Origin of the sequence: Streptosporangium sp. NPDC005286, assembly GCF_040607515.1 — a bacterium.
In the GTDB taxonomy this organism is placed as follows: domain Bacteria; phylum Actinomycetota; class Actinomycetes; order Streptosporangiales; family Streptosporangiaceae; genus Streptosporangium.
In genome coordinates, this window is the sequence record NZ_JBEXGU010000149.1 from 1 (window position 1) to 22766 (window position 22766).

Sequence of the window (22766 nt, forward strand, 5' to 3'; positions counted from 1 at the left end):
ACCTTCTCCACCAGGTGGAGAAGGTGCTCGGCCTCGCCGAGGGTGGAGGATCCCGCGTCGAGACCGAGGATCGTCATCGGCGCGGCAGAACCCAGATCGGGTTGCTGTAGAACCACAGGTCCTTCCACGGGTCGGCGTCACCGAAGACGTCGATCTGCGGGCCGTGCGGGTCGATGGAGGCGCCGAGCAGGCCGGGGGCGCTGCGGTTGCCGTCGGTGCCGCGCAGCCGCAGGTAGACCGGGCGGTCGACGGCGCCGAGCCGGTAGGTGAAGGTGACGGTGCCGCTGTTCTTGCCGACCTCGAAGGACTGCACGACCTTGGTGGTGGGCGTCGTGAAGACGTCCTTGTCGGAGGCCGGGCCGGTCATATCTCCCTGGATGACATCCACCCGGGCCAGGGTGGGGACGAACTGCGCCCAGTTCGGCTGGTTGGCCAGCGTGATCTCGATGGCGAGCTCGACCTTGTCGCCCCGCCGTACGTGCAGCGTGTCACCGAGGGTGACGCCGCGCTGCCCCCGGCCGGAGATCCGGGCACGCACGACCAGGCCGCTGATCAGGCCACCGTGGTCGACCCAGACGCGGCCCTGCCGGATGCCGTCCATCACCGCGCCGTAGGAGAATCCCTGCGACCCAACGTGCGTGCGGCTGTAGTAGCCGGGCCAGAAGTCACCCGCGGTCAGGTTCTGGACGCCCTTGTAGATCGGGTCCTCGTACTTGCCGTTGGCGTTGAAGTCGCTGTTCGGGCCGCGTTCGCTGGTGTCGGCGTGGACCGTGTGGGAGTCGGAGTTGGCGGTGATCCACCAGCCCTTGCCCTCCGCCAGGAGGCTGTCCCACAGACCGCCCACGGTGGCGGTCATCCAGTCGAAGCCGCCGAAGGTCTTGTAGCTCTCGGCAGGATAGCCGGGCCAGGAGTCGGCACCGGGAGTGCTGTCGTAGAAGCCGCGTCCGGAGCCGGGGCCGTGCGGCTTGGGGATGCCGGCCGCCTGGTGGCCGGGGGCGCCTTCCATGCCGACCGCGATGGAGGGCTGGGCGTCGCGCCACCCTCGGATCTCGTGCGGGGAGTCGAGACCCTTGCGCGCCGGGTGGTTGGCCAGGAAGAGCGCGTCCTCGACGCGCCGGCGCCGGACGGCGTCGGCGAGGAAGTTCAGGCCGGCGATGGCCAGGACCTCGTTCTGCGGGGTGCCGGAGGTGGCGCTCTTGACCGACCCGTCGAAGGAGTTCTCGAACTCCTTGAGGGTGCTCACCTCGTTCCGGCCCGGGGCGACGAAGACGGTGCCGTGCTCGGCGGCCGGGATGTTCCACTCCAGGCCCTGGAAGATGAGGGCGTCCCTGACCTGGGCGCGGGCGGCGACGATGTCGGGGTTGACCTTGTCCACGCCGATTTTGGCGTGCGTGGCGCCACCGTGGTCGGTGATGACCATCCAGTCCAGGCCGTAGGCGGTGGCGTGCCGCACCTGGTCGATCACCCGGTAGATGCCGTCCGAGCTGTACTGGGTGTGGATGTGGTGGTCACCGGCCAGCCACAGGTAACCGTCCCGAGGCTCGCGGTCACCGCGGCTGCGCGCCGTCGTCGCCTCCGCGGCGGCCAGGCCGGGCGTCCCGAGGACACCGGCAGCGCCCAGACCCGCGCCGAGCAGTCCGGCACGCCGGAACATCTGGCGCCGCGACAGCTGTCCCGGCGAGAGTTCCGCGTCGGGTACCGACATGTCCACGACCGGGGCCATCTCGCCCTGATCGCCTGGGTGGGTCGCATCGTGGTGATGCGGGGGAGAGTGGTCGTGCCCGTGGTTGTGTCCCATGTCGTGCCTTTCGTCCCGCCGGGCAGCTTCGCCTCGGCTACCTGGGCACCCTGGCCCAACCAGGTGAATCTCAGATGAATGGCGGCGGGCCGTTCAGCATGGTCTGTCCTGCGATCTGGAATCCCGCCCGGCGACCCACCGCGGAGCGGCCGTCAGGGAACCGGGGCCGGCCACGTACGGACACGGTGGGGTGCGGTCCACCTCCTGGGCCCTCACTCAGCGGCCCGGTCCGCCGGCGGGGTCGAGAGGGCGAGCAGGCTGATCAGGTCGTAGGCCACGTGCGAGGCCGCGACCGACGTGATCTCGGCGTGATCGTAGGCGGGGGCCACCTCGACGACGTCCGCGCCGATCAGGTTGCCGCCGGCGAGGCCGCGCAGGATCTCCAGTAGCTCCCTGCTGGTCAGGCCGCCCGCCTCCGGGGTGCCGGTACCGGGCGCGTGCGCTGGATCCAGCACGTCGATGTCGATGGACAGGTAGAGCGGCCGGTCGCCGATGCGCCGGCGGAGCGCGTCGACGACCTCGTCCACGCCACGCCGCATCACATCCGCGCTGGTGACGATGCCGAAGCCCATGCGCTTGTCGTCGTCGAGGTCCTGCTTGGCGTACAGGGGGCCGCGGGTGCCGACGTGGCCGATGGCCTCGGTGTCGAGAATGCCCTCCTCGATCGCGCGTCTGAAGGGAGTGCCGTGCGTGTATTCGGCGCCGAAGTAGGTGTCCCAGGTGTCGAGGTGAGCGTCGAAGTGCAGGAGCGCGATCGGTCCGTGGCGGCGCGCGGCGGCGCGCAGGAGCGGCAGCGCGATGGTGTGGTCGCCGCCGATGGTGACCAGCCGGGTTCCGTCCGCGGTCAGGCCCGACGCGGCCTCCTCGATGGTCTCGACGGCCTCGCCGATGTCGAACGGGTTGCACGCGATGTCGCCCGCGTCGGCGACCTGCTGGGTCGCGAACGGCGAGACGTCCAGGCCCGGATGGTACGGACGGAGCAGGCGGCTGGCCTCCCGGACGGCCGAGGGGCCGAACCGCGCTCCCGGGCGGTAGGACACGCCGGTGTCGAACGGCACTCCCACGATCGCGACGTCGGCGCGCCCGACCTCGTCCAGGCGGGGCAGCCGGGCGAAGGTCGCCGGGCCGGCGAAGCGCGGGACGCGTGAGGAGTCGACAGGCCCCCGGGGCTCGGTCATTCTGGTCAATCCTCTCGGGTCGGCGGGTCCGTGCGTCGTCGTATCGGCCGCGGCGCACGCGGATCCCAGGTCGCGATCATGCGAGACGGGCAGGCGCATGCCGAGACTAGTGAGCTCGGGCCACGACGATCCCTGGCTGAAGCGTCCAGCTGCGTTGTGCGAATCGTCCATTCCGCCACCCCGAACACCGGTTCATAAACTCGGTCCCACATACGAGTCGAGGAGGGTCGTGAGCGACACGATCAAGCAGGCCGGGCTTCCGGCCGCGTTCGCCTGGTCCCCGAAGGGCTGGCCGTCGGAGCGCGCGTTCAGCGAGCGGGACGCGGCCGAGGTCTGGTGCTACACCGACAGGTTCTCCTACTTTCCCGGCGAGACGGTGCGGTTCCATCTCAGCGCCGGCGTCCCGTCCTTCGAGCTGCAGGTGCTCCGCGACGGGCTGGAGCCACAGGTCGTGTGGTCACGTCCGGGGCTGTCGGCGGGCCGCTTCGAGGCGCCGGCCGACGCCCACGCCAATGGCTGCGGCTGGCCCGTCGGTCTGGAGCTGAAGATCCCCGACGACTGGCGCAGCGGTTTCTACATCGTCGTTGTGCGCGCCACCACCCCGGCCGGCGAGCTGTGGGAGCGCGAGCACTTCTTCGTCGTCAAGGCGCCCGCGCACCGGCGAGCCCGCGCCGCGCTCGTGCTGACCACCAGCACGATGCTGGCCTACAACGACTGGGGCGGCGCCAATCACTACCGCGGCCTGGGCGACGACCCCCGCAACGACGCCGGATCGCCGCTTGCCTCGACGCAGCGGCCCATCGCCCGCGGCATGATCCGCAAGCCGGCCGGCGCGCCGCGCGAGGCCAACACGGGATCGCTGCCGATGTACGGCGCCCCGCGCTACCCCTCGTATGAGTGGGCGCGCCTGTTCGGCTACAGCCGCCACCACGCCGACGCGTTCTGGGCCACCTACGAGCGGCACTTCGTCGTCTGGGCGGAGCGCCACGGGTACGAACTCGACTACCTGACCCAGCACGACCTGCACTTCGACCCCCACGCGCTGGACGGGTACTCCTGCGCGATCGTCGTCGGGCACGACGAGTACTGGTCGTGGCGCATGCGCGACGCCGTCGACGCGTTCGTCGACGCGGGTGGCAACCTGGCCAGGTTCGGCGGCAACTACCAGTGGCAGGTACGGCTCAGCGAGGACGGGACCACGCAGTACTGCTACCGGCTGCCGTCCGCGGATCCCGGCGCGCGGGAGGCGCCCCATCTGGCCACGACGGTGTGGGAGGCGAAGTCGGTCGGCCGGCCGGGCGCGACCACCATGGGGCTCAACGGTCTGGGCGGGATCTACAACCGTTACGGCGTGGCGACGCCGCGCTCGTCGGGCGGCTTCACCGTCTACCGGCCGCACCACTGGGCCTTCGAGGGCAGCGACCTCTACTACGGCGACCTGCTCGGCGGACCGCCGTCGTTCCTGGCCGCCTTCGAGCTCGACTCCGTCGAGTACACGTTCCGGCGCGGGTTGCCGTACCCGACGTTCGAGGACGGCGCGCCCGAGACCTTGGAGATCCTCGCGCTCGCGCCCGCCGTGCGGGGCGAGGAGGACCGCTTCGGCGGCCGGGTGCCGATCGGCGGGCCCGAGGAGGAGGTCTACAACTACAACGCGGACCTCGGCGACGATCTGCCTGACTACGTGCACGAAGGCGAGATGCGCGGCGCCGGGATGATCGCGGCCTTCACCCGTGGCGACGGCGAGGTGTTCAACGGGGGCGCCACGGAGTGGTCCCATGTGCTCAGCCTTGGAGACCCGTTCGTCGAGCGCATCACGCACAACGTCCTACGCCGCTTCGGAGCCGCCGTGTGACCGCCGAACATATTCCAGGCATCGACCAGGTGCGGGCCGTACACGCCGGGGCCGGCGAGCGTTTCGTGCCCCCGCTGAGCGACTACCACCTGCTGTCGGAGGAGTGGGTGGAGGAGGAGTTCCGGATCTTCGGCGGTGCGGCGAGCTCGTACACCGGCGGCTTCTGGACGGGCGAGCCCGGCGCGGTGCGATTCGACTCCTGGCCCTACGACGAGATCTGCGTCATCCTCAAGGGCCGCGTCGCGGTGCAGGACGCGGCGGGGCGGCGCAAGGAGTTCGGTGCCGGGGAGTCGTTCCACATTCCTCAGGGATTTCGCGGCGACTGGATCACCATGGAGCCGAGCGCGAAGGTCTTCATCGCGGTGAGCCGCTGAGCTGCGCCGATGGCGAGGGCATGGCGGCATTGACACTAGAGTGACGGCATGCTGCCACTCAGCGTGTTCGTCGCTCGGCTGGGGCTGCCGGTGCGCGCGGGCGAGGATCATCTCGACGTCCCGATCCGCTGGGTGCACGTCAGCGAGTTGACCGATCCCTCGCGCTACCTGCAGGGCGACGAGCTGCTCCTGCTGGCGGGCACCAACCTGCGGCCCGAGCTGAGCACGGAGTACGTGGCCCGGGTCAAAGCCGCCGGGGTCGCGGCCATCGGGTTCGGCGTGACGCCGGTCTTCGACCGGGTGCCCGAAGAGCTCGTGGCGGCCTGCCGGGCGCACGGCCTCCCGCTGCTGGAGGTCCCTGCCGCGGTGACGTTCGAATCCTGCGCCGAGCTGCTCTACGGAGAGTTGCTCTCCTCGGAGATGTCGGAGATCAAGCGGCTCACCGACGCCCAGCGTGCCCTGATCAAGGCCGCCACCGGCCCGTCCCCGCTCACCAGGACGCTCGAACTACTGGCCACGCACATGGGAGGGTGGGCGCTGCTGTCCGATCGGGTCAGGCCGCGGGAATGGGCCGGGGGCGAGCCGCGGATCGACGATGAGGTACGGGTCGCCATCGACCGGGTCTGCGCCAGCACGCGCCCGACGAGCGTCACGATGAGCTCGGTCGACCAGCGGGTCATGGTCCAGTCGGTGGTCGGCCCGCTGCCCTGCGGCTACGCGCTGGCCGTGGGCGCCCCGATCGTGGCCGGGGTCACCGACCGCGCCCTGATGACGATGGCGGCCTCCCTGCTCAGCCTGCTCATCCCCGCTCCGGCGGACAACTGGCCCGCCCACCAGGTCGGCCGGGCGGCGCTGGCCCTGGCACTCGACCCGCACTCACCCCGCTGGGTCCGGCACGCCGCGGACGTGTTCGGCGTCCAGGGCTCCGGTGCCCGCTGGCGGGTCGTCTGCGCGCGTGCCGCCGCCGGCACGGGTACCTCTGCCAGGCTCGGCGAGCTCGCCTCCATGCTGGCCTCGCCGTTCGTCGACCAGGACGGCGAGGTGTCCATCGCCCTGCTGCCTGAGTCCGTGCCGCCGGCCCGGATCACCGGCGACCTCGGGCGGGCCGGCTGGCTGGCCGGGATCAGTGCGGCTCATCCGGCCGCGCAGCTGAGGGCGGCGTACGAGGAGGCCGTCCAGGCGCTGCGCACGGCCCTGTTCCAGGGTGCCTGTGTGATCAGCGGGACCGAGGTGGACGGGCTCGCCGCGGCGCTGGACATGAGCCGCCTGCGCGACTACGCGGACCGCCGCTTCCGCCCCCTGCGCGAGCGCCGTCAGCAGGACGCCGCCGACCTGCTCGCCACGTTGCGGATCTGGCTGCGGCACAACGGCCACTGGGACCGTGCCGCCGAGGAACTCGGCGTGCACCGCAACACCGTCCGTCACCGCATCGGGCAGATCGAGACCAGCCTCGGCTGCCGGCTCGGCGACGCGGAAACCCGCATGGAGCTGTATCTCGCCCTGCGGGCGCTCGAGGAGATCTAGGAGAGCCGGACTGTGCGGAACGTACAGTCGCGGCACTGTGGCCTGGATGGATCGTCACTCGTCCAGCACTCAGGGCCCGCCATAGGCTCCCCCCTAATCGGCCAGGCGGCTCGGTTCCCAGGCCCTCCCCCTCTCCTCCATCTCGTGCACCGGTGTCCTGCCCCGGAGTAAGGAGCGAACACATGCCAGGTCACGCCACCGGAAGTCCCGCGAACAGGCCCGACGCCCTGGCCGGCAACGTCATGGGGACAAAGGACCTCGTCTTCACCGTCCTGGCGGCTCTGGCCCCCCTGACGCTCATCGTCGCCGTCGCCCCACTGCACTTCCTCAAGGGCGGCGCAGCCGTCCCCGGCGGCTATCTGGTCGCCGGCGTGGTCATGGCGCTCTTCGCCGTCGGTTTCATGACCATGAGCCGCTACGTCCGCAATGCCGGAGCGTTCTACGCGACCATTGCCCGGGGGCTCGGCAAGCCGACCGGCTCGGGCGCGGCGATGCTCGCGGTCGCGGCCTACAATGCCCTGCAGATCAGCACGTACGGCGCGCTGGGCGTCTACGCCAACACCACCTTCGCCAAGTACTTCCACCTCGACGTGCCGTGGTACGTGTTCGCGCTCATCGGACTGGTGTTCGTCGCCTGGCTCGGATACCGCGGCATCCACACCAGCGCCCGGATCCTCGGGATCCTGCTCGTTCTGGAGACCGCGGTCCTGGTCGTGCTGGCGGTGTACGTCCTGGCGAAGGGCGGGGGCGGCGACTGGTCGGCCTCGTCGTTCTCGCCCGCCACCGTGCTGGACCCGGGCAACGGCGCCATGTTCGCCCTGGTCGCCGGGGCCTTCATGGGCTTCGAGGCCACCGCGATCTTCAGTGAGGAGGCGCGCGGCGGCATCCGGACGGTCCGGCGGGCGACCTACATCGCGGTCGCCTTCATCGCCGTCTTCTACGCCTTCATCACCTGGGTCATCGTCCTGGCCTACGGTCCGGCCAAGATAGCCGCCGCGGCCGAGGCGGACCCGGTCAACCTCGTGATCACCGTCTTCGACACCTACGTGCCCGCCCCGATCGTCGAGGTGATGAACATCCTGCTGCTGACCAGCGCGTTCGCCGCCCTGCTCGCGCTGCACAACGCGGCCAACCGCTACTTCTTCGCGTTGGGCCGCGAGGGACTCCTGCCGCGGGTGCTGGGCCGTACGCACCCGCGGACCAGGGCGCCGTGGGTCGCGGGTCTCCTGCAGACCGCCGTGGCGGCGGCCGTCGTCACCGTGTTCGCCGCCTTCGGGCTCGACCCCTACCTGGGGCTGCTGCTGTGGGGCAGCGCGCTCGGCTTCCTTGGGATCATCGCCCTGTGGGCGCTGTGCAGTCTGGCGGTCATCCGGTTCCTGCGCCGCGAGGCGCCCGAGGCCGGGCTCTTCCGCACGACGATCGCCCCCGGGCTCAGTTTCGCGGCCCTGGCCGTGGTGCTCCTCCTTGTGCTGACCAACCTGCCGCTGCTGACCGGCGCAGGTACCGTCACCAATGTCCTGATCGTGGGTGTCGGCCTGGCCGCCGTCGTCGCCGGCGTCGTACGGGCGCTGTACCTGAGAGCCCGCTCGCCCCGGCTCTACGCCGGGCTGGCGCAGACATCCGTCGACGAGCCGCGAGACCTGGCGGCCGACAATGCCTGAACCCTTCACGGAAGGCCGGGGCTACCGGCCGGTCGACCTGGCCGCGGTGTTCAACGCACCGCGCTCGGTCCTCGATGACGGCGAGTCCTACCCGCTCGGGCCGCGCACCTTGTACGGCATTCCCTTTCTCTTCGGGGACGAGCGCGCGGACACGGCACTGCTGCGGGTGTCCGGAGAAGCCGTCGGCATTCCGGTGGAGCGCGCCTTCGAGTGGATGGTGATCGCCCACGCTCTGGAATCCTCAGACCTGTTCGACGGCCAGACGGTCGGTGGCGTCTGCGCGCACTACACGCTGCTCTACGAGGACGGTCACGCCGAACGGCTGCCGGTCCGCCAGCGTTTCGAGATCGGGCCCACGCCGCGGTTGTGGAGAGACCGGGCGATCCCGCTCGACTGGGGGCAGACGCCGTTCCTGGCCGTGCCCGATGCCCAGCACCGGCTGATGCCGCGCACCCACGGGCGCTTCGACGCGGCCGGCGCCCGGTTCGTCGACATCGACGACCCGCAGGCCAGGTCACCGTACGTGCTGCCCTACCGCTTCTACCTGTGGCCGTGCCGTAACCCGCGGCCCGACGTGCCCGTGCGCGCCCTGGAAATCCGCTCGCTGGGCCCGAGCGTCCTCATCGGCGCCGTGACCACCAGCGAGCTCGACGAGGACCCGTTCGGGCGCACGGTGTGGCGCGACGTCCTCCTCGATCTCGATCCGCCGGCCGGCGCGGTCTCGGAGGAGTTGTCGGTGACCGTGGACCGCGGCTCCGCGACCTACCTCTATCGCCGGGTGGGCGGGGTGGACGGCCCCACACCGGCCTGGGGAGCGCCCGTCGAGGAGGAGCGGCGCGCCTATGTGCGCGTCGCCGCCACCCCCTCGGCCCGGCTGGCCCTCAGGCGGGGAACGTCCGAGATCAGCACCTGTGGCTGGCAGGACCTGCTCGCCGCAGGCTCGCATCGCGACCGCGGGATCACCTGGCGCGTGCCCGACGCCGGGCGGGCCTGGGTACGCACGGTGGTCCGCGACGCGGCCACCGGCGAACCCGTCCCGTGCCGGATCCACTTCCGGTCCACCGACGGGGTGCCCTACCCACCGCACGGCCACCACGGGCACATCAACTCCGACGGCAACACCTGGAACCTTGACATCGGCGGCGACGTCAGGCTCGGCGCCACGACCTACTCCTACATCGACGGCACCTGCGAGGGCTGGCTGCCCTTGGGCGAGGTCACGGTGGAGGCGGCCCGCGGGTTCGAGTACCAGCCCTTGCGCACGACCGTCACGGTTCGCCCCGGCCAGGCCGAGCTGGAGCTGACGCTGACCCGGATGACCGACATGGCCGCGACCGGCTGGTACAGCGGCGACACCCACGTGCACTTCGTCTCGACCCTCGGCGCCGAGCTGGAGGCGCGCGGCGAGGACGTACGCGTCACGAACCTGCTGCTCAGCCAGTGGGGGCATCTGTTCACCAACACGGAGGAGTTCACCGGGCACCCGCACACGTCGGCCGACGGCCACACCCACGTCTTCGCGGGCCAGGAGAACCGCAGCGGCATGCTCGGCCACATCAACCTGCTCGGCCTGCGGCGCCCCATCACGCCCTGGTGCACCGGAGGGGCCGAGGAGTCGGAGCTCGGCGGCGGTCTGGAGACCACGCTGTCCCACTGGGCGGACGAATGCCACGAGCAGGGCGGCACCGTCGTCCTCGCGCACTTCCCGGTGCCGAACGGCGAGGCCGCCGCTCTGCTCGCCACCGGCCGGCTGGACGCCGTCGAGATGATCGCGTACGACCCGTACAACATCCGGGAGTACTACCGCTACCTGAACGCCGGCTACCGGGTGACCCTGGTCGGCGGCACCGACAAGATGAGCAGCGAGGTGCCGATCGGCCTCATCCGCACCTACGCGCACGTGCCGCCGCACGAGGACCTCGACTACTGGACCTGGTGCCAGGCCGTGCGGGAGGGCGCCACGTTCGTGACGAGCGGCCCGCTCCTACGACTGGACGTCGGCGGCCATCGGCCGGGGCAGGAGGTCCGGGTGCCCGCGGACACGACCGTCCGCGTCCAGGCACGAGCCGAGTCGATCTTCGCCATCGACCGCATCGAGATCGTGGCCAACGGGCGCATCGTCGCCGAGCACCGGTCCCATCGCCCGGAGTACGCGCTCGAACTGGCCGCCGACGTGCCGATCGCCGAGGACTCGTGGATCGCCGCGCGGTGCTACGGTCCGGGCGCCGATGTCGCCAGGCACCACGACGTGTGGGCCAGGCCCATCATGGCGCACACGTCACCGGTCTACCTGCGCACCGGCGAGGACTACAGCCGCTTCGACGGGCTCACCATCGAGCACATGCTGAACCTTGTCGACGGCTCCCTGGCCTACATCGATGAGCGGAGCCGGCGCCTGTGGCCAGGCCAGGTCTGCCATCGCCACGGGCAGGAAGACCACCTGGCCTTCCTGCGGGCCCCGTTCCTGCAGGCTCGCGAGCTGCTGCGACGGCGTGCGGGCGAGCAACGCTGACGGTGGACGCCGTCACGGTCGCCGGGTGGCTCGCCTGGGTGATGCCCCGACGTGCGTGCCGGCCGACTTCCCGGGACATGGCCTGAGCGCGGTGATCGGGGTCGCCATCGCCGCCGCGACAGCCGTACGCCGCGCCGGGCGTGCTCCCGATCGTGAGCCGGCCACCCACCTCCGTCGGCCGCTTCCGCGTCGTGCGCAGGCCGTAACCCCTGCCGGGTGCGGACATGACCGCGGTCTCGTCGAATCCGGCGCCGTCGAAGACGTCCAGCTCGGCAGCACTGGAAGAATGTGACCGTGGACCGCCGTGGTTTCCTGCTCGCCGGGCTCGCCCTGGCCCTCACCGCGTGCGGTCCCTCCGGCATGAAGGGATCCGCTGTGCTCAACGAACAGTCGCTGACCGCCGCCGCCCAAGGCGACGTGGCCAAGGTCCGCGAGGCGATCGCGAACGGGGCCGACATCGAGGCCCGGGACCCGCAGCGCCGTACCGCCCTGCTGCTCGCCGCGGCGGCCGACCACGTGGAGGTCGCCAAGGTCCTGGTGGCCGCGGGTGCGGACCCGAACGCGCTGGATTTTCAGCACGACACGCCCTGGCTGGTGACAGGGGTGACCGGCAGCGTGGCCATGCTGCACGCGCTGCTCCCGGCCAGGCCGGACCTGACCATCAGGAACCGGTACGGCGGGGTCTCGCTGATCCCGGCATGTGAGCGCGGCCATGTGGACTACGTGCGCGAGGTGCTCAAGACGGACATCAACGTCGACCACGTCAACGACCTGGGCTGGACCGGACTGCTGGAGGCGGTCATTCTCGGCGACGGCTCCGCGCCGTACCAGGAGATCGTGGGTCTGCTCATCGCGGGAGGCGCCGACGTGAACCTGGCCGACAAGGACGGCACGACCCCGCTCCAGCACGCACTCGACAGGGGCCGGAGCGAGATCGCCGCGATCCTGCGTTCCGCCGGAGCACGGTAACCCGTCTCCATCGCGATGATCGGCGGCGCCTTCGGGGCCGGACTTGAGGACGACGGCACCGTCCACAACGCCGCCGGAAGCAGAGGGACGGCGAAGCCGATCCCGGAGTCGGCGGGGTGGTTTCCCGACCGAGGGGTTCAACGCGTTGAACATCGTGTCGCGGGCTGACCGCCTGCGGCGTCGCGCGTGCGTTACCGTGTCCGTCGGCCGGGGCACGCCCGTGGGCACGGTGCCGCGCGGCTTCGGCACCCACGCCATCGGGTCGTTCACCTGCTCGTAGTAGATCTGGGCCGAGGAGCCCGCGGTGCCCGTCAACCAGTAGACGCTGACATTGGTCAGGAACCGGTCGCGGTCGATGGGCGTCCCGGCCCACCGGTGGAAGATCTCGGCGATCCAGGCCAGCTGCCCGGCAGGCGAGTCGGTCAGGCCGAACGCGAGCGTCTGCGGCGATCGCGACTGGATGGGGACGTAGCCGGCGGTGGCCTCCTCCAGCTCCGCCGAGCGCTGCCGCTCCGCCTCGGACAGTCGCGCGTCCTCTCCCTCGACCCCCGCCGGGAATGACAGGACGCCGTTGAGGTGGATGCCGACGACGCGCTCGGGGGCGAGGTGGCCCATCTCCGGGGCGACGAACGCGCCGGTGTCGCCGCCCTGAACGCCGTACCGCTCATAGCCGAGCACGGTCATGAGCTCGACGAACGCCCCGGCCATGCGGGCGGCCGTCCAGCCGGGCTCGGCCAGCGGCGTCGAGAACGCGAACCCGGGGAGCGAGGGGATCACCAGATGGAACTCCTTGGTCAGCGGTTCGATCACGTCGAGGAACTCGACGAACGAGCCGGGCCAGCCGTGCAGGAGCAGCAACGGCAGCGCGTCGGGATCGTCCGAACGGACGTGTGCGAAGTGGATGGTCTGTCCGTCGATGACGGTCGTGAACTGCGGCAGCTCGTTCAGCCTGCGCTCCTGCGCCCGCCAGTCGAAGCCCGTGAGCCAGTGCTCGGCCAGTTCCCTGGCGTAAGCCACCGGCGTGCCCCGGCTCCAGCCGACACCGGGCAGTTCCCCGGGCCAGCGCGTCTGGGCCAGACGGTCCCGCAGGGCGTCGAGTTCGGCCTGCGCCACGTCGATACGGAAAGGGACAACGGATGTGCTCTGTGTCATGAGCGCGACCATAGGATCAATCGCGGTCAGCTAGCGTCCGTCAGGAACCGGGGGGAGGACCCCGCTAGGGGGTGAGGACGATCTTGTTGCATTCGTCCTGCTTGTTCTTGAACATCTCGTAGGCGCGCGGGGCGTCCTGCAGCCGCATGCGGTGGCTGATGACGACGCTGGGATCGATGTCACCGTTGCGGATCCTGCCCAGCAGGGGTTTCAGATAGCGCTGCACGTGACACTGGCCGCTGCGCATCGTCAGTGACCGATTCATCAGCGAGCCCATCGGGAACTTGTCGATCAGGCCACCGTAGACGCCGACCACGGAGACGACTCCACCGTTGCGGCAGGACATGATCGCCTCGCGCAGGGCGTGTGGCCGGTCGGTCTCCATCCGGGTCGCCTGCCTGGCTCGGTCGTAGGCGTGCGCAACGCCGGCGGGGTGATGGGCCTCCATGCCCACCGCGTCGATGCAGGCGTCCGGACCCCGGCCGGCGGTCATATCCCGCAGCGCGTCGAGGACGTCGACCTTCTCGTAGTCGAGCGTCTCGGCACCGGCGCGCTCGGCCTTCTGTAGCCGGTAGGGGAAGCGGTCGATGGAGATGACCCGCTCAGCGCCCATCAGGAACGCGCTGGCGATCGCGAACTGGCCGACCGGCCCGGCACCCCATACGGCGATGACGTCCCCGGGCTTGATGTCGCACATCTCCGCGCCCATCCAGCCGGTGGGCAGGATGTCGGACAGGAACAGCACCTGCTCGTCCGGCAGGTCGTCCTCGATCTTGATCGGTCCCACGTCGGCGAACGGCACCCGCGCGTACTCCGCCTGACCTCCGGGGTAGCCGCCGAGCATGTGGGAGTAACCGAAGATCCCGGCAGGAGAGTGACCCATGAGCCTCTCCGCCATACCGGCGTTGGGATTGGAGTTCTCGCACACCGAGTACATGCCGTGCTCGCAGGCGCCGCAGGCGCCGCAGGCGATCGGGAAGGGCACCACCACGCGATCGCCGACCCGCAGTTTTCGCACCTCGGGTCCCACTTCCACCACCTCGCCCATGAACTCGTGGCCGAGGATGTCGCCCTTCTTCATGGTCGGGATGTAGCCGTCGTAGAGGTGCAGGTCGGAGCCGCAGATCGCGGTCGAGGTGATGCGGACGACAGCGTCATGAGCGTTCAGGATCGTGGGGTCGGGAACCTCCTGGACCTCGACGGTGTTGCGACCCATCCAGCAGTTGGCTTTCATGAGGCACTCCCTGACATCACGGGCTGGGCGGGGCGTTGTACGGCGTGCCGCAGGGCGTGGGCGCCCTCCAGGCTCCCTTCGGAGCGGACCACCTCTCCGGTCTCCATGACCTGCTTGAACCGGCGCAGGTCGTCTCGTACCTGCTGCTCGGGATGCTCGCCCAGCAGCCTGGCGAAGGCCGCGCCCACCTTGCCGCCCGGAGGGGCGTACCTGAGGTTCACCCGCACCTCCGTGCCGCGTCCGCCGGGCGCGTCGGTGAAACGCACGGAACCGCTGTTGTCGACGGTGGCCTTCCCGGTGGAGCGCCAGGTGATCACCTCGCCGGAGCGGTCCTCGACGATCACGGCCTCCCACTCGATGGCCTTCTTCGCGGGCCCCTTCACCTTCCAGTGCGATCGCCCGTCACCGATCGTCCGCACCGACTCCAGGTGCGCCATGAAGCGGGGAAGGTTCTCGAAGTCGCGCCAGTACCGGTACACGTCCTCGCGGGGGCGATTGATCGTGACGGCCGCGTGCAGGCTCATCCAGCGCGCGGACCCCTCCTCCGGACGGTGCCGGCTCGCGCGTATCGCGGCGCACAGGTCGGCGGCCGTGACGACGGCGACCGTCGCCGCCACCGCTGTGACGCGGCCACGTCTCCAGCCGGTGCGGCCGGCGATCGCCCGGCCCAGCAGAGCCAGGTCCAGGGCATCACCCGCGACCCGGGCCCACACCCAGGGCGCGGGATCGCGGCTGCTCAGCAGGGTCGCCGCGTGAAACAACTCCCGTACGCCCACCAGCACCACCGCGCCGAACGCCTTGGGCGAGTCGTCGACCCCGGCCAGGCGGCTGACGGCACCCGGTGCGGCGAGCTGCGCCACGCCCAGTCCCAGGCTGGTCCAGCCCAGCGCGCGAACGAGAGGGGGAATCGGGTATTCGTGTTCTTCAACCATGATCTTCCTCACCTGGGTGGTGGCTTCCCGCCGCTCCAGCGGTGGCCACGACCGCTCTCGCCGCCCCATCCGCAGTAGGGGCACCCCGCCCGGACGGTCGTCCCTCCGGTCTACGGCGCACCCGCGGTAGTTCTCGTCCCTACCCCCGCTGACCTGGGATGACACCGAACGTCCGAATCCTTCAAATAGTCCTGGACTTTCCGGAGGCCTCCCCTGTGGCACGTTTTCGGCGATCGGGGGCGGCCCGCAAGCGCCGGTCGCCGATACTCCGGCCTCTTCGGGAGTCGATGGGATCCGAACGGCCTTGTCGTTCGTCTCGTTCCGCGGGGAAGAGGCCCGAGACCCCTCGCGCGAGGGGGTTACCGGCCGTCACGGAGGGCGGTGTCGAGGGCCGCGATCCGGCTCCTGCCGGTGGTCAGCGCGGTCTCCAACCGTCAGCGGTGCCATACGTCAACTCTCCGAACAATCAGCGCCGCTAGGCTTGTTCGGGGAGGTGGTGGCCGTGTCCGATCAGCGGGGAGGGGCCGTCGGCGAGGAGTCCGGGCCGTTGCGCATGACCATCGGCCATCTACTGCGGCGGGTTTTCACCGGCATCACCGGCGAGGCCATACGGGGCGGGCCGCAGTCCCGTGACTTCGTGGTGCTCGACGTGCTGGCCGACGAGGACGCGCCCTCGCAGCAGGACCTCGCGCACCGCCTCGGCATCAATCGGACGATCATGGTCAAGCTGCTCGACCGGCTCCAGCAGGCCGGTTACCTCACCCGGACCCGCAACCCGGCCAACCGCCGTACCTATGTCCTGTCACTGACCGACGAGGGCCGTACCGCGTTGAAGGACATGCGCCAGGCCGTCGCCGACCGGGACGTCCGGCTCACCGCCCCGCTGACCCCGGCCGAACGGCGGCGCCTCACCGAGCTGCTGAGCAGGCTGGTCGCCCACGACGAGCGGTCCACCGTCGCGAGCACCGAACACCTCATCGCCCAGGCCCATTACCACCTGCGCCGGCTCGGCGACCACAGGTTGGCGGAGTACGGCCTGCGCACCCGTCACTTCGGCCTGCTGCCCGCCCTGGACCGGCTCGGGCCCTGCCCCCAGCAGCAACTCGCCCAGTACCTGGACCTCACCGAACCGGCCGCCGCGTCGCTGGTCGAGGAACTCGTCCAGGCCGGGATCGTGGTCCGCGGCCAGGACCCGCACGACCGCCGCCGCTACGCCCTGGAACTCACCGACCTCGGCCGCGCCCGCCTCCCCGCGGTCCGCGACGCGATGCTGGGCGTCGAGCACGACGTCGAGAAGACCCTCGGTCCCGAAGGCGCCCAGGACCTCCGCGCCCTGCTCGTCAAGCTCCTGCGGTAGGCGAGTTCAGCGGGAGCGCTCCACTCGGCCCTCGTGCCAGACCGGTTCGGGGCTCTCGTAGACGGTTCCGTCGGCGCCGAAGATCAGGAAGCGGTCGAGGTCGGCGGCGAACCAGCGGTCGTGGGTGACGGCCAGGACGGTGCCGGAGAAGGCGGCCAGGCCCTGTTGCAGGGCCTCGGCGCTGGCCAGGTCCAGGTTGTCGGTCGGCTCGTCGAGCAGGAGCAGGGTCGCGCCTGACAGCTCCAGCAGCAGGATCTGCAGGCGGGCCTGCTGGCCACCGGACAGGGTCTCGAAGCGCTGGGACGCGGCGGGGGCGAGTTCGTAGCGGGCGAGGGCGGCCATCGCGTCGTTCAGAGTGAGCGGGTGACCGGCCAGGACCAGTTCGACCGGGGTGTGACCGTGCAGGTCGGGGCGGGCGTGGGTCTGTACGAAACGACCGGGCACCACCCGCGCTCCCAGCCGTACCGAGCCGGGGTCGTCGAGCCCCGCCTCACCGCCGCGGCGTACGGGCTCTCCAATTACGTCATCGGCTCCGCCCTGATGCAGGCCACCTGGCTTACCGGTGAGGAACCGGCGGTGCGGCAGGCGGCCGGAGAGCACCTGCGTGCCAACCGCGAGCGCTATCCCGCGCTCGCCGCCCATGGCCCCCTCGTCGTGGACGGCGACTGGGACACCGGCTTCGCCCTCGGCCTCACCTGGCTCCTCGACGGCATCCAGGCGAGCCGCGCTCCGTCGACGTGATCGGTCGAGCACCGGGAAGTCGCCGCGGCACACCCCTCGGGGGTCACGGCGCCGCTTGACGTCCCGGAGCCGGGACGGCGTGCCGGGGGTGAAGGCGGCCGCGGCCCCTCTCCGTTGTAGGAGGGCCAGGGCCTGGGTGATCTCCTGTCGCCCGGCGCGGATGGCGGTCGCGGTGAACGGCAGCCGGCCGGTGGGCCGGAGTCGGTGTTGGGGCGGTGGGTGCTCACCGCCCCAACGGGGTCATGCGAAGGTGAGGGTCAGCCGCGGCGCCACTTCTGGTTGGCGCCGCCGTTGCACTCCCAGAGCTGGAGCGGGGTGCCGCCACCGCCCCAGCCGGTGACGTCCACGCACTTGTTGGCCTGCGGGTTGACCAGGTCGCCCGCGCCGCTCAGGACGAACTGCTGTGCCGGGTTGCCACTGCAGTTGGCGAGCTGGATGGCGGCGCCGTTGGCGGTGGAGCCCCAGGCCACGTCCATGCAGAGGCCGAAGGCGCGGACGGTGCCGTCGCCGGGGAAGGTCCAGTTCTGGGCGTTGGTGTTGTTGCAGTCCCACAGCTGCAGGCGCTGGCCGTCGGCGCCGTTGCTGTTGGGCACGTCGATGCACTTGTTCTGCCAGCCGATGAGCCGGCTGGTGTTCCCGCTGCCGGTGGTGGTCAGGGTCAGGCCGTACGCGCCGAGGACCTCGTTGACCGGCTGGTAGAAGGTGTTGCCGCCGGTCGAGCAGTTGCCGGAGCCGCCGGAGGTGATGCCCTGGGCCTGGTCACCGGTGATCCAGGCGCCACCCGAGTCGCCGCCCTCGGCGCAGGCGGTGGTCTGGGTGAGCCCGTAGACCAGCGATCCCGAGTAGTTGACGGTCACGTTCTTGGCCTGGATGACGCCGCAGCGCCAGCCGGTGGTGCGCCCGGACCGGCAGATGGAGGCGCCGACCACGGCCTCCTGGGAGCCCGCCACCGAGACGTTGCCGCCGCCGTAGTTGTTGACCCACGGGCGGGGTGTCCAGTTTCCGTTGGTACGGACCCAGGCGTAGTCGTTGCCGGGGAACGACGAACCGGCGAAGGTGCCCTGGCTGACGTTGTTGTAGCCGAGGGTGGGGCTGCCGGTGCCGCCGCAGTGCCCGGCGGTGACGAAGCCGCCGTTGTTGACCGAGAAGCCGACCGAGCAGAGCGTGTTGCCGTTGATGACGTACTGGTCGCCGCCGCGGATGTCGTAGAGCGGCCTGGGGGCCTGGCCGACGGCGACCTTCACCGCGTCGGAGTCGACGGCGCTGCTCTTGACGAAGCTCTGGGCCGCGTCGCGGTCGGCGGCCGACACCACCACGGTGTTCGCGGCCAGGTCCACGTGCCAGCTGTAGATGTCCTTGCCGGCGGCCTCGGCGGCCTTGTCGAGGGTGGCCTTCGTGGCGTCCAGCTGCTTCTCGCTGCGTGGCACGATCACCGGCAGCGCGCCCGCCCTGCGGACGAGCTCGGCGTCCTGGCTGTTCAGAACGCCGACGGAGAGCCGTCCCTCGGCGGGGGTGAACCAGGCGCCGGCGAACCGGTCGGCGAGGTGTTTGCGAAGGTTCCGCTCCACCACCGATGCCCCGGCCTCGTGGGCCTGCCGGATGCGGGCCTGGGTGGGGGTCAGGCCGAGATCACGCTGTAGCGCCTGCTCGGGGGAGGCGGACGCGGACGGGTTCGGGCCGGGCGGGGCGGCCTGTGCGGGGGCTGCTGGGAAGACCAGCGCGGCGGCGACTACCGCCGCGCCGGTCAGCATGGTGAATCTCACGGCAGGTCCTCTGAGGTTGGGGGGTGGACGAGGCGTGAGAGCGCTCTCTCGAAAGAAACTTTTACATTTGTAATTTTTTAAGTCAAGAAGGTCATCTCCCGAATGTGATCGCCGGGCGGGGTCTCGCCGGCCCGCATCCCGTTCGTGACCTGCGAGGTTCCCGGGGCTGCCGGGGATGTGGAAACTTGTGTGCCGGTCCAAGGATGGGCGGAATGCCGGTGTTCTCCGGTGCTGGTCATAGGCGCGAAGACGGCATGGGGAGATCATCCTGCGTGAGGCGGAGATCGCGGCGAGCGTCGCCGCCTTCCGCACGGCCAGGGTCATCGGCACCGGGAGGTGATCGACCTGATCGCCGGTGGGCTCGCCGACACCGGGCAGCCGGAGGACGGCGTCTTCGTGGGGTGGGTGAGGGACGGCGGCGACCACCTGGGCGCCGGCCACACCCGCGAGCAGCCGGGGATCAACGCAGGTCGATCGGGGTCATGTGTGGAATACCGGGCCGGCGTGGTGAGCCGGCCGGGGCGCGCCGTGGAAGCGGGCCCCGGCCAGGGGGTGGATCAGATGGAGCCGCTCTCGATCGCCTGCTTCAGGCCCGCCTGGGTCACCTCGTGGGAGGCGACGCCGTTCGCGACGACGAAGTCGATCAGTGAGGTGTCGGCGTCGAAGGTGAGGTACTCGGTGACCTTGGTCTTCCCACCGATTAGCTTCGTGAAGACGATCTTCTGGTGCGTGACGACGCCGGGCAGGGACCAGGTGTCCGTCTCGTAGTAGAGGCCGTCGGCGTGGATGCGCTGCTGCGCGTGCGTGTTGCTGGTGACGATCGCGCCCTCGTAGGGGATCTCCTCGACGGCGGTGAAGTTGATGTGGCGCTTGCCGTTCTTGAACCAGTCCTTGTGGGTGACGACCCGCTTCAGGAACGAGTGCATGCCGACGTGGTTGTTGATGTTGGAATATGCCGCGAACACCTTGGTGACGGGGGCGTTGATCGTGATCGAGATGCTGCTCTGGGCCCGGCTCCGGCCGGAGCCGGCGGCGGGAGGCGTGGTGTCGTAGAACTTCTGGGTGTCCCATGCGGTCTGCCACTCGGCGGCGAGCTGGGCGTCGCTCGCCGGAGTGTCGGCGCTGGCGGGGCTGGAGAAGACGGTGATGACAAGGGCCGCGGCGAACAGTTGGGCCGCGAGGAGTCGAAGGTGCTTCTTCACGTGTACCCCAAGAGGAGGCAATAGGTGCATGTGATCTTCTATCGCATGTTGTTGTGATCTACGAGATTTCGTGGCGAAGAAGTGATAAATTTTCGCGACGCCGCACACCCCGGCGCCGATGTACCGGGCGCTGGTGACCGCTGCTCTAGGGCGCCTTCAGGTGCCTTCCTGCCGGGGCAGGACCACCTCCCGCAGGGTGAGCAGGACGGCCGCGGCGATCGGGATGCCCGGCAGCGCACCCACCACGCCGAGCAGCGCGCCACCGAGCAGGGCTCCGGTGCCGCGCCCGCCCGGGTCCTCGTACGGCTCCGGTCGGCCGCGGCGCCGGAGTCCGCAAAGGGAGATCAGGTCATGTTGACGTACTGGCGGGGCCGGAGGGCGTGGCTGCGGAGGGCGGCCAGGGCGGCTGAGCGTCCGGCGGGGGTGAGGCTGCCGTCGACGCGCAGGCCGAAGGCGTCCAGGCGCCTGTTCAGCTCGGTGAGCGAGGCGTCGACCTCCACGGTCTGCCACTCCGCGCAGTCGATCACCGCCGTGACGTGGTCGCGGTCGGCGGGGGCGCCGTCGGCGAGCAGCATCAGCGCCACCTCCCTGGCCGAGGTACGGAAGCCGCTCTCCCCCGAGACGGGGGCGAGCAGCGCGGAGGCGGCGGTCTCCCAGAGCAGGTCGGCGTCGCCGAGCAGGCGCTCACCCGCCGGGGTGGTCACCAGGCGCCTGCCACTCTGGCGCAGCGCGCCCATGTGGCCCTGGGCCACCTCGCGGACCGCGGCCAGCTCCGCGCCGCTCCAGGTGCTCTCCGCGAGCACGGAACGGGCGAGGTTGTCCCGCTGGGTCAGCGGGATGCCCCCCGGACGGCGGCCCACGGTCAGCAGCCAGCGCAGTGCGCCCAGGTGAGCCTCGTCGGGTGCCGGGATGGGGGCGTGCAGGCGCACCTCGAAGGGCTGGGCGAGCTCGCGCCAGGCGGTGCCCCGGCCGAGGACCCAGCGGTTGAGCCGCTCGCCCTGGACCCGGTGGAGCCAGTTGTCGCCGCCCAGCTCCGGACGGGGCGCGGTGAGCCAGTGGCTGGTGAGCGTCTGCCGTTCGGCGGAGTCGGGGGTGAGCCTTCCCGAGACGATGGCCAGCTCCAGCGCGGCCGAGCAGGCGCCGTGCGCGCCCAGCTCCTCGGGGCCCATGATCGAGCTCCAGTGCAGCTCGGGAACGTCGGGCGGGAGCACGCCCGTGGCGTCCAGGGCGCTCTGGTAGGCCGCCATGCCCGCGTCCTCGCCCAGGCGGGCGTAGGTGCGCAGGATGTGGGCGGTGGTGGGGGAGGAGCAGAGGGCGGCGTAGCGCTCCAGGCCGCCCAGCCGCAGCAGCAGGCCCAGCGCGTGGGCGATCACGGTGCGGTCTCCGGTGACCTTGGAGGGCAACGTGTACCAGAGGAACTCGCACACGTTGAGCTCGGTGATCGTCTCCAGTGGCTCGCCACCGGTCAGCCAGTCGATCGCGCTGCGTGCGTGCTCGGCGGAGGCGGGCTCGGAACGCTCCAGCTCCGACAGGAGTGCGGCCACGTCCGGTGCAGGCATGCCTCGAAGTCTGCCGTATGCGGGCCTGCTCTGACGATGAACGTGACGTAATGGATCCTGCACGGTGCCTACCCTAGGAAATGTCTTCTAAGTGGCTCATATGCGAGCTGTCAGATCCAGCCTTTCTTGAAAAGCATTCGTGAACTCCACTCGGCGTAGGGGATGATCTCGGCGGTGAGCACCGGGTAGAGCCACCAGAAGTTGACCAGTGCCAGCAGGGTGAAGGCCCCCACGATCGCGGCACCGGCCATCCGCCGCCCGGGCGGGGCGCCGGACGGGCCGATGATCATTCCGGCCGCGAGCACGATCGCCAGGATCATGAACGGGACCATGGGGATCGCGTAGAACAGGAACATGGTCCGGTTGTCGGCGATCGCCCAGTAGAACCAGGGGAGCCAGCCCGCGGCGTAGCCGAGGAGCACGGCCCCGGCGCGCCAGTCGCGGGTGGCGACGTACCAGGCGACCATGGCGATGAGGGCGGCCAGGCCGCCGTACCAGATGACCGGGGTGCCGACACCCAGGACCGCCTGCGAGCAGCTGTCGGTGCCGCAGGCGCCCTTGGGGCTCTCGTAGAAGAACGCCACGGGGCGGAGCAGCAGCGGCCAGGACCAGGGGTCCGACTGGTAGTTGTGCGGGGTCGCCAGCCCGGTGTGGAAGCTCAGCACCTGGAAGTGGTAGCTCAGCCAGGAGCGGAGGGAGTCGAAGACGAAGAACACCGAGCCCTGCGAGGTCGCCTGCGCCCAGTTGCGGCCCCAGCCGCCGGGGGAGGCGAACCAGCCGGCCCAGGAGACGATGTAGGTGAGGGCCGGCAGCAGGGCCAGCGCGGGCAGGGCGCTCGGCAGGTCCTTGCCGAAGACCCCGCCGTACGGTCTGCGCAGGCCGATGGCCCTGCGGGCGCCGGCGTCCCAGACCAGGGACATGATCGCGAAGGCGACGAGGAAGAAGATCCCCGACCACT

15 protein-coding genes and 3 pseudogenes are annotated in these 22766 nt (G+C 70.6%); 8 read left to right on the top strand and 10 right to left on the bottom strand.

Annotated elements, in window-relative coordinates:
- Window positions 1–73: 73 nt before the first annotated feature.
- Together ABZU75_RS36015 and speB are read right to left on the bottom strand one after the other, a co-directional pair.
- A complete protein-coding gene (locus ABZU75_RS36015) occupies window positions 74–1723 on the bottom strand; it encodes a PHP domain-containing protein (protein ID WP_355564400.1) in 1650 nt (549 codons plus the stop codon).
- Window positions 1724–2010: 287 nt separating this feature from the next.
- The gene (gene speB / locus ABZU75_RS36020; protein WP_355564403.1) at window positions 2011–2976 is read right to left on the bottom strand and encodes an agmatinase; all 966 of its coding nucleotides are present in this window, start codon (window positions 2974–2976) and stop codon (window positions 2011–2013) included.
- Between the two features lie 229 nt (window positions 2977–3205).
- Here speB and ABZU75_RS36025 point away from each other — a divergent pair, with 229 nt between their 5' ends.
- The 6 genes from ABZU75_RS36025 to ABZU75_RS36050 all read left to right on the top strand — a co-directional run bounded on the left by ABZU75_RS36025 (window position 3206) and on the right by ABZU75_RS36050 (window position 11868).
- The gene (locus ABZU75_RS36025; RefSeq protein WP_355564406.1) at window positions 3206–4828 is read left to right on the top strand and encodes a N,N-dimethylformamidase beta subunit family domain-containing protein; all 1623 of its coding nucleotides are present in this window, start codon (window positions 3206–3208) and stop codon (window positions 4826–4828) included.
- Complete coding sequence (locus ABZU75_RS36030) at window positions 4825–5202, top strand: cupin domain-containing protein (RefSeq protein ID WP_355564409.1); 378 nt, start codon at window positions 4825–4827, stop codon at window positions 5200–5202. The genes ABZU75_RS36025 and ABZU75_RS36030 overlap by 4 nt, the downstream gene beginning before the upstream one ends.
- 48 nt (window positions 5203–5250) lie before the next feature.
- On the top strand, window positions 5251–6726 hold the full coding sequence (locus tag ABZU75_RS36035; protein ID WP_355564412.1) for a PucR family transcriptional regulator: 1476 nt from the start codon (window positions 5251–5253) through the stop codon (window positions 6724–6726).
- Window positions 6727–6908: 182 nt separating this feature from the next.
- On the top strand, window positions 6909–8387 hold the full coding sequence (locus tag ABZU75_RS36040) for an APC family permease (RefSeq protein WP_355564414.1): 1479 nt from the start codon (window positions 6909–6911) through the stop codon (window positions 8385–8387).
- Window positions 8380–10899: a CehA/McbA family metallohydrolase gene (locus tag ABZU75_RS36045; RefSeq protein ID WP_355564417.1), complete on the top strand. Its 2520-nt coding sequence runs from the start codon at window positions 8380–8382 to the stop codon at window positions 10897–10899. Before ABZU75_RS36040 ends, ABZU75_RS36045 begins: the two co-directional genes overlap by 8 nt.
- A 294-nt stretch (window positions 10900–11193) precedes the next feature.
- Window positions 11194–11868 carry an ankyrin repeat domain-containing protein gene (locus ABZU75_RS36050; protein ID WP_355564419.1) on the top strand — a complete coding sequence of 225 codons (675 nt, stop codon included), beginning with the start codon at window positions 11194–11196 and terminating at the stop codon, window positions 11866–11868.
- A gap of 624 nt (window positions 11869–12492) precedes the next feature.
- On the opposite strand, the pseudogene ABZU75_RS36055 reads toward ABZU75_RS36050, so the two are convergent.
- The 3 genes and pseudogenes from ABZU75_RS36055 to ABZU75_RS36065 form a co-directional block, all read right to left on the bottom strand.
- Window positions 12493–13032, bottom strand: a pseudogene (locus tag ABZU75_RS36055) (epoxide hydrolase); the annotation flags it as partial.
- Window positions 13033–13084: 52 nt separating this feature from the next.
- Complete coding sequence (locus ABZU75_RS36060; protein WP_355564422.1) at window positions 13085–14254, bottom strand: zinc-dependent alcohol dehydrogenase; 1170 nt, start codon at window positions 14252–14254, stop codon at window positions 13085–13087.
- On the bottom strand, window positions 14251–15186 hold the full coding sequence (locus tag ABZU75_RS36065; protein ID WP_355564425.1) for an SRPBCC family protein: 936 nt from the start codon (window positions 15184–15186) through the stop codon (window positions 14251–14253). Before ABZU75_RS36065 ends, ABZU75_RS36060 begins: the two co-directional genes overlap by 4 nt.
- 502 nt (window positions 15187–15688) lie before the next feature.
- Between ABZU75_RS36065 and ABZU75_RS36070 the strand changes: the two genes are divergently transcribed.
- Complete coding sequence (locus ABZU75_RS36070) at window positions 15689–16543, top strand: MarR family transcriptional regulator (RefSeq protein ID WP_355564427.1); 855 nt, start codon at window positions 15689–15691, stop codon at window positions 16541–16543.
- A 6-nt stretch (window positions 16544–16549) separates the two neighbouring features.
- Here the strand turns inward: ABZU75_RS36070 and ABZU75_RS36075 are convergent.
- Window positions 16550–17005 (bottom strand): annotated as a pseudogene (locus tag ABZU75_RS36075) (ATP-binding cassette domain-containing protein); the annotation flags it as partial.
- Between ABZU75_RS36075 and ABZU75_RS36080 the strand changes: the two are divergent.
- Window positions 16961–17284, top strand: coding sequence for a TetR/AcrR family transcriptional regulator C-terminal domain-containing protein (locus tag ABZU75_RS36080; protein WP_355564431.1), 324 nt, complete (start codon window positions 16961–16963; stop codon window positions 17282–17284). The pseudogene ABZU75_RS36075 and the gene ABZU75_RS36080 overlap by 45 nt on opposite strands.
- A gap of 257 nt (window positions 17285–17541) precedes the next feature.
- Here the strand turns inward: ABZU75_RS36080 and ABZU75_RS36085 are convergent, their stop codons facing one another.
- From ABZU75_RS36085 to ABZU75_RS36100, 4 genes and pseudogenes are all read right to left on the bottom strand, one after another.
- Window positions 17542–19047: a ricin-type beta-trefoil lectin domain protein gene (locus tag ABZU75_RS36085; RefSeq protein ID WP_355564434.1), complete on the bottom strand. Its 1506-nt coding sequence runs from the start codon at window positions 19045–19047 to the stop codon at window positions 17542–17544.
- A gap of 557 nt (window positions 19048–19604) precedes the next feature.
- Window positions 19605–20249, bottom strand: a complete 645-nt coding sequence (locus tag ABZU75_RS36090; RefSeq protein WP_355564437.1) for an SRPBCC family protein — start codon at window positions 20247–20249, stop codon at window positions 19605–19607.
- A 344-nt stretch (window positions 20250–20593) separates the two neighbouring features.
- The gene (locus ABZU75_RS36095) at window positions 20594–21808 is read right to left on the bottom strand and encodes a hypothetical protein (protein ID WP_355564440.1); all 1215 of its coding nucleotides are present in this window, start codon (window positions 21806–21808) and stop codon (window positions 20594–20596) included.
- A gap of 110 nt (window positions 21809–21918) precedes the next feature.
- Window positions 21919–22766: pseudogene (locus ABZU75_RS36100) on the bottom strand (phospholipid carrier-dependent glycosyltransferase); the annotation flags it as partial.

What these genes read in the sequence shown, in the direction of transcription:
- ABZU75_RS36095 (WP_355564440.1), bottom strand. Translation starts at nt 21,808, where the DNA reads ATGCCTGCACCGGACGTGGCCGCACTCCTGTCGGAGCTGGAGCGTTCC.
- ABZU75_RS36060 (WP_355564422.1), bottom strand. Translation starts at nt 14,254, where the DNA reads ATGAAAGCCAACTGCTGGATGGGTCGCAACACCGTCGAGGTCCAGGAG.
- ABZU75_RS36040 (WP_355564414.1), top strand. Translation starts at nt 6,909, where the DNA reads ATGCCAGGTCACGCCACCGGAAGTCCCGCGAACAGGCCCGACGCCCTG.
- speB (WP_355564403.1), bottom strand. Translation starts at nt 2,976, where the DNA reads ATGACCGAGCCCCGGGGGCCTGTCGACTCCTCACGCGTCCCGCGCTTC.
- ABZU75_RS36065 (WP_355564425.1), bottom strand. Translation starts at nt 15,186, where the DNA reads ATGGTTGAAGAACACGAATACCCGATTCCCCCTCTCGTTCGCGCGCTG.
- ABZU75_RS36015 (WP_355564400.1), bottom strand. Translation starts at nt 1,723, where the DNA reads ATGGCCCCGGTCGTGGACATGTCGGTACCCGACGCGGAACTCTCGCCG.
- ABZU75_RS36035 (WP_355564412.1), top strand. Translation starts at nt 5,251, where the DNA reads ATGCTGCCACTCAGCGTGTTCGTCGCTCGGCTGGGGCTGCCGGTGCGC.
- ABZU75_RS36045 (WP_355564417.1), top strand. Translation starts at nt 8,380, where the DNA reads ATGCCTGAACCCTTCACGGAAGGCCGGGGCTACCGGCCGGTCGACCTG.